The following is a 6000-nucleotide window of genomic DNA, read 5'->3' as shown; positions in this document are numbered from 1 at the left end:
CGCGCCATCGAACTCAAGCCCAGCTATGCCCGGGCTCACGCCCAGCGCGGCCGCACCTTTCAGATGACGGGCCGCTGCGACGACGCCCTCACCGACCTCACCCGCGCCATCGAACTCAACCCCGACAACCCCTGGACCCACATCCAACGCGGCGACACGTATGAAGCGATGGACCGCTACGACGACGCCCTCACCGACCACACCCGCGCCATCGAACTCAACCCCGACAACCCCTGGGCCCACACCCAGCGCGGCTTTACTTATGAGTTGATGGGCCGCTGCGACGAAGCCCTCATCGACTACACCCGCGCCATCGAACTCAACCCCGACAACGCCTGGATCCGCATCCAGCGCGGCATCACCTACTGGTCGATGGGCCGCTACGACGAAGCCCTCACCGACTACACCCGCGCCATCGAACTCAAGCCCAGCTATGCCCGGGCTCACGCCCAGCGCGGCCGCACCTTTCAGATGACGGGCCGCTGCGACGACGCCCTCACCGACTACACCCGCGCCATCGAACTCGACCCCGACGACGCCTGGGCCTACACCCGGCGCGGCGGCACATATGAAGCGATGGGCCGCTACGACGACGCCCTCACCGACCTCACCCGCGCCATCGAACTCGCCCCCGACACCCCCTGGGCCCACATCCACCGCGGCAGGCTCTACCGGCTCATGGGCCGTTACGAGGCCGCCCTCAGCGAGCTGGCGGCGGGCATGGAACTGGACCCCTGCGATGCTTGGGGCCCTTTCGAGTTGGCGATGGTGCGGCGCCTGCTGGCGCAGCCTGGCTGGGAGTCCGAGTTGGGCCGCGCCGAGGAACTGCAAAGCGTTGCCGCAACCGGCGGCTCCCTCAACCGTAGGGATGAACTGGGCGGTCTGTTCCTCATCCAGTGCACCCGCCAGAACTGGGCGAAAGCCCAGCAGACGTTGGCCAGCTTCCTTCGCGCCGGTCCGCCCGATGCCCATTTGCGGGAGATATCGAAGGATCTGGAAGAGATCGCGAACGTCTTCGCTCTCCCAGCCGACGCCATGCGCTCCCTGCACGACACCATCCATCGAGCCCTGCCGGAGTAGCGGTACGCAGCCCTGCGCTGTCACCGCCAGTACTGGCTGGTCAAGGAGATCGGCCGGGTCAGCGGCTGCAAGATGGTGCGCAAGTCCTGCTTGCTCGACAGCCCGCTTGTCGTGCGGAACGGTGGCCGTCGAGGGGGCACTCTGCCACCGGAGTTCGAGAGAGCCTGCCCACGACGGTCTGCTTCTCCGGCTCAGGGCGTATCAGCGTCCGCGGGAGGAGGCAGCTTACGCAGCACCGCCTCCGGGCGGCAGATCACACATGTGGTGGCCACCTCCGGGCCCTGGGCCAGGAGCCGGAGGGCGTCGGCGTCGGTGGCCAGGCGGCCGCCTTCGGACCCCGCGGCGCAGTCTAGGCGGTGCACCAGGCGCCGTCCGTCCCGCGTCAGGTCGACACGCCAGCGGGTGCGCTTCTCCGGCGGCGGAGGATCAAGGATGGTGTAGTTCTGGCCCTCGATGGGCTGCACGATGCCGTACGGAGCGATGAAAGTCACGACGTGTGGCTGCTGGATGGGACCGCGCGGAGCGTCCACACGGCCGGGCAGTGTGAGCTCGCACTCGTACCACCAGGTGCCGGACCGGTCGCGCCATCGACGGGTGACCACGGCCCGGACCGTCTGCCCGTCCGGCAACGCCACCTCCACCAAGGGCCCGTCGCCCCAGTGCGCCGCCGACTCGCCGTACTTCTCCACAACCCGACCCTAGGACGACCACCCAGCCCACCCCGCACGGACACCCACGCAGGTCGACTCGGTCACTAGGGCAGGATCAGCGCGCTTCGTTCCCCGGCAAGACGAACGAGCACGGCGGGCCCGGGCCGGCGGCGGCCAGATGCCGGTGCCGACGCCAGCCCGGCCCGCCTACGCCTCCGGACCGCTCGCTTCGTCGTCCTCGTCATAGTCCGGCATCGGCAAGGGCTCAGCCTCCCGCATCAGCTCCGCCGTCCAGAACCGCTCCACCGCAGCGGGATCCTGCGCGGCCGGAGAGGTCACGGTGGGCTCGTCGACCGCAGCATCCTCCGCCGGCTCGGCAGAGGCGCGGAAGCCGTCCGGCCAGCTGCGGGCGAAGCGCTGCAGGGCGCGCCGCTGTTCCTCTTCCCGCGCGATCTGGCGGGCCAGGGCCGTGCGGTCGACGTGCGGGGCGACGGCGGCGAGGACCAGGCGCTGCAGTTCGTCCGGGTCCAGGGCTTCGACCTCCCACTGCACCGGGCGGGGCGGCATCGAGGCCGTGGCGGCGGGCGAAGGCCGGCCAGGCGGATCGCCGCGTTTGCCCTCCGCCGGGGACAGGTCGTAGGCGAGAACCTGCCCGTAGGTGAGGGCGACGCGTTCGACCGTGGACCAGCAGCCGGTACGGGCGACGAAGTCGCGCTCGATGTCCTCCCCCGACGCATCACAGTCCCCGAAGTACCGCCTGCACCGCGCGCACCAAGGTGTCGAGGGTTTTGCCGTGCTGCAGGGCCGACGGTCGCCTGCTCCGCCATCAGTTCCTGGGCAGTGGCGTGCGGCTCTCCGCCCTTTCGCACGGCGGCCCCCTCGCAGCACTGCGCGACGGGCTCATCCCGTGACGACGTCGTTGTCCGCCGGCTGGGCCTGCGGGTCCTCTTCCGCCGTCCGGTGGTCCGGGGCGAGCACGGTGCGCAGCGAGGCGTCCCCGAAGACCTCGTCACCATCGGCGGGCGGCATCGGCAAGGCGTCGGATTCCCGCGGTAGCGGATGGCCGCCCACACGGAGTTCGACTTCCTCAAGGCGTTGTGAACGCTCGTCAACGATGCGGTCGACCGTGCTCTTGGCCCAGTAGACGAGGCCGCCGATCTTCCGGTCGTGCGGAGGGAACCGCCCTGAGCTGACCGCACTGTGCAAAGAATCCCTGGTCAGGGTCATGAGCCGGGCGACCTGATCGCTGTTCAGCAGGAGGCCGAACTCCGGGTCGTGCACGGCGGTGTTCAGCCGTGCAGGATCAGTGCCCCGCCTACGGGGCGAACCCATCTGACGCCTGATCGCTCCCGTCACCGCCGTGCCTCCCCCGGCCGGGGCGTGGCGCGCCGGACGCGGCAGTCCTGCAGCACAGGAAGCAGCCCTACAGCAGCGGGAAGAACCTCCTGGACGGGCACGACGTGGTTGAGGGCGGTCAGCAGCAGGGCCACAACGATGACGATGACGCAGGGGTGCCGACGCCACGACGTTGCCCCGCAGGTGTCGCGGACAGCAGACGGATCAGCGAGCATGGATGCCTCCCGGAACGAGTAGCGCGGCGGTCGCGCTGATCCGCAGTCAACCGGGCTCCCGTCAAGGGGAAAAGACAGGAGTAACTAGCTTGGTCATGACCGGTTTTCCGACATAAAGTGGCATACCAGGAGATTCGGACGGTTCTTCATTCCCGTCGTCGCCTCCCCTCAGCTCCCCAAGGCCATCCGCCGACGATCAACGGCCCACCGGACGACGCCGAACCGGAATAGGCGTACGGGCCGCACGGGAAGAACGGAACCCCGTCCCGGACATGACCGGCCGGGACAGGGCATCGCATGAGGGACGGGAAGGGACCCGTGGAGACCGTCCAGGAGGCCGTACGGACGCTCCATGAGGGCACTGGACTGGAGTGGACGCCCGGGCAGGAGACGCAGGTCCGGGCCTTCGTGGGGCAGATCCGCAAGGTACGGGCCCAGAACCGGCCGGGCGGCGGCTGGTGGCGCCGACGGCGCCAGTGGTGGGCCCAGCAACGGTTGGTCGACCTGAGATGGCCTAGCCAGCGAACCGGAGCTGCTGGCCGAGGCCGAGCTGCGGCACTGCCAAGAGCCACGCGACGGTGGAGCTGTTGCTGGAGTTCGCCGGCAGCGCGATGAAGCAGGCCGCCACCGCGAAGGCGCTCACCCGGGTGGAAACGCTGCACGCCGCGAGGATGCGTGAACGGGTACGGCTGCTACAGGTCGAACTCGAGGTGCTCAATGTCCGTGAACCGGGCCTCCTCCAGGGAGCCGGCGCAGCGGCCGCCGTCCTGGAAGTACACCTCCTTGAGCGCTTCGGCCGCGATCTCCTGGAGCCGGACGTCGCTGGCACCCTGGGGCACGGTCTTCCAGCTTGACCGCCACGATCTCCTCGACCTGCTCACGGTAGTGATCACGCAGATCCTCCTCATCCAGCGGCCCGTAACTGTCCATCAGCGCCTCGACGGCCTGGTGCCGGGCATGCGGGCATCGAGGGTGTGCTGGGCAGCGCCCAGGTGGTAGGCGAGGACGGCCGGATCGAGTCCGGTCAGGTCCGCGGCCTGGTGCGGGGGCAGGTGCTGCAGGTGCAGGAGGAGGGCGTCGGCCTGGCGGGCGGGCAGCAGGGTGTACAGGGTGCGGGCCGCGGTGGGCGGGGCGTTGGTCTGGCGGCGGGCCTGGATGTCGATGCTCGCTGCGAGGGTCTGCCAGGCGTGGCGGGCCGGGTGCCGGCTGCTGAGGACGCGGCGCCAGTTGGTGGCCAGGGTGCCCAGGGCGTCCTCAACGGCGCGCTCGGCTGCACTCTGCTCACCCAGGCGCAGTAGGGCATGGCGGTGGTAGGCGGTGTGGCGCAGTTGGCAGAAGGCGAGGAAGTCCAGCGGCAGGCGAATGCTGACGGGCACGTTGGTGGGCGGTTGGGTGGCGCGTGGGTTGGCGGGCATGTCGTCTCCCCGGGGACGAGCGAGTGCGGCCGGTGGCCTGGATGGTTATCCGAAGGCGCTGGCGGGCAGGCCGACGAGGCGGCGGTTGCGGGCGGGTGCGAGTGAAGGGGGCGTGGGGTGGGCTGCGTTCCACAGGGGGCGCAGGGTGTCGGGCCGGCCGTCGAGGGCCAGGACGAGGCGGCCGAGCGCGGGCCAGTCGGGCAGGTACTGGCCGTGGAAGACATCGGTGATCTGACCTTCGGTCAGGGAGCCCTGGCACTGGGTGTGCAGGAGGTAGGGGTCGGGCCGGCCGGCGGACAGGTGCAGGCCGCGCAGGGCGGCGTGCAGGGCGCCGACTGCGTCTTCGGAGGCGATCTTGGCGGACGGCGTCACGCCGCGTGCGGCGCGCCACAGGGTGCGGATGGCGGCGGGGTCGCCGTCGCAGGCCAGGGTGATACGGCGGGCCACGGACCATGAGGGAACGCGTTCTCCGGACAGCACGCGGGAGACGTAGGAGGCCGAGATCCTGGCGTTCTGAGCGATGTCGCGGACCGGCTTGGTGCTGCCTCGCTGCAGGTGGGAGAGGGCGTTGGCGAACTGCTGGACGCTGCTGAGCCCCCCGCCGCCCTCCTCATCACCGGGGGGCTGGCGGCCGGGGGTCGCGCCGTCAGCCCCCCGCTGACGGGGCAGCACCGCGGCCGGGCCGGCGTTCTCCGGCGGGTCGGCTGCGGCCAGGGACTTGAACCGCTGGAGCTTGCTTTCGACGGAGGCGCGGCTCCACTTGCGGCTGGCCGTAGAAGCGCTGATGCCTGCGGCCTGGCCGACGGTCTCCCAGCTGGCACCCTCGGCGCGCATCTGCAGGACCGCCAGCGCGTCGTAGATCTCCAGCTGCTTGCGGGCCCGCGCGGAGCGGGACAGGCACTGCCCCAGATCGTGCGTGGCGGTGTACTCGGCGTCCAGCAGCGCGCCGGTAATGCGGTGCACCGCCTGGAGCACCTCATAGCGTTCGGGCCCGGTCCGGACGTCCCGGCCCGGGGTGCGCTTGCGGCGCTGGCAGGCGCGCGAACAGTACAGCCGACGCCGGCCACGGCCCGCGTAAATGAGGCCCTTGCCGCACTGGCGGCAGGTGTCAGCAGCGGTCATCAGGTGCCCCTTCCGGGGGATGCGGCAGGGGATTTACCGCCGCCCGCCGTGCGGATCGGCCGCGCACGGGGCGGATTTACCTCCCCTGACAGACAGGCTTCGCCGTCGCTCCGGGATGAAGAGACGACCGGTGCCGCGCCGGGCCCGAGGCCTGGGCCGGGC

8 protein-coding genes and 1 pseudogene are annotated in these 6000 nt (G+C 70.6%); 1 reads left to right on the top strand and 8 read right to left on the bottom strand.

Annotation, left to right across the window (positions count from 1 at the left end; genetic code table 11):
- On the top strand, positions 1-1080 hold a 1080-nt coding region (locus tag ACZ53K_RS34055), incomplete at its 5' end, for a tetratricopeptide repeat protein (RefSeq protein WP_468844427.1).
- A 191-nt stretch (positions 1081-1271) separates the two neighbouring features.
- Here ACZ53K_RS34055 and ACZ53K_RS34050 read toward each other — a convergent pair.
- The 8 genes and pseudogenes from ACZ53K_RS34050 to ACZ53K_RS34015 form a co-directional block, all read right to left on the bottom strand.
- Positions 1272-1769 (bottom strand): DUF6233 domain-containing protein, encoded by a 498-nt coding sequence (locus ACZ53K_RS34050; RefSeq protein ID WP_468844425.1) that lies wholly within the window; start codon positions 1767-1769, stop codon positions 1272-1274.
- Between the two features lie 168 nt (positions 1770-1937).
- On the bottom strand, positions 1938-2297 hold the full coding sequence (locus ACZ53K_RS34045) for a hypothetical protein (RefSeq protein WP_468844422.1): 360 nt from the start codon (positions 2295-2297) through the stop codon (positions 1938-1940).
- Positions 2298-2630: 333 nt separating this feature from the next.
- Positions 2631-3011, bottom strand: a complete 381-nt coding sequence (locus tag ACZ53K_RS34040; protein ID WP_468844419.1) for a helix-turn-helix transcriptional regulator — start codon at positions 3009-3011, stop codon at positions 2631-2633.
- 71 nt (positions 3012-3082) lie between these two features.
- Positions 3083-3301 carry a hypothetical protein gene (locus tag ACZ53K_RS34035; RefSeq protein WP_468844417.1) on the bottom strand — a complete coding sequence of 73 codons (219 nt, stop codon included), beginning with the start codon at positions 3299-3301 and terminating at the stop codon, positions 3083-3085.
- 514 nt (positions 3302-3815) lie between these two features.
- Positions 3816-3944 carry a hypothetical protein gene (locus ACZ53K_RS34030; RefSeq protein WP_468844415.1) on the bottom strand — a complete coding sequence of 43 codons (129 nt, stop codon included), beginning with the start codon at positions 3942-3944 and terminating at the stop codon, positions 3816-3818.
- Between the two features lie 49 nt (positions 3945-3993).
- Positions 3994-4131: pseudogene (locus tag ACZ53K_RS34025) on the bottom strand (telomere-protecting terminal protein Tpg); the annotation flags it as partial.
- Between the two features lie 99 nt (positions 4132-4230).
- A complete protein-coding gene (locus tag ACZ53K_RS34020; RefSeq protein WP_468844412.1) occupies positions 4231-4716 on the bottom strand; it encodes a hypothetical protein in 486 nt (161 codons plus the stop codon).
- Between the two features lie 45 nt (positions 4717-4761).
- Positions 4762-5838: a helix-turn-helix domain-containing protein gene (locus tag ACZ53K_RS34015; RefSeq protein WP_468844410.1), complete on the bottom strand. Its 1077-nt coding sequence runs from the start codon at positions 5836-5838 to the stop codon at positions 4762-4764.
- Positions 5839-6000 lie beyond the last annotated feature (162 nt).

It is taken from the genome of Streptomyces sp. NPDC033221 (assembly GCF_055577005.1).
Note: the sequence above shows the minus strand (reverse complement) of the source record. Positions and strands in the feature narration are given on the sequence as shown.

Bases quoted from the DNA above. Each gene is read 5' to 3' on its own strand.
- ACZ53K_RS34045 (WP_468844422.1), bottom strand. From the start codon at position 2,297: ATGCCGCCCCGCCCGGTGCAGTGGGAGGTCGAAGCCCTGGACCCGGAC.
- ACZ53K_RS34035 (WP_468844417.1), bottom strand. From the start codon at position 3,301: ATGCTCGCTGATCCGTCTGCTGTCCGCGACACCTGCGGGGCAACGTCG.
- ACZ53K_RS34020 (WP_468844412.1), bottom strand. From the start codon at position 4,716: ATGCCCGCCAACCCACGCGCCACCCAACCGCCCACCAACGTGCCCGTC.
- ACZ53K_RS34015 (WP_468844410.1), bottom strand. From the start codon at position 5,838: ATGACCGCTGCTGACACCTGCCGCCAGTGCGGCAAGGGCCTCATTTAC.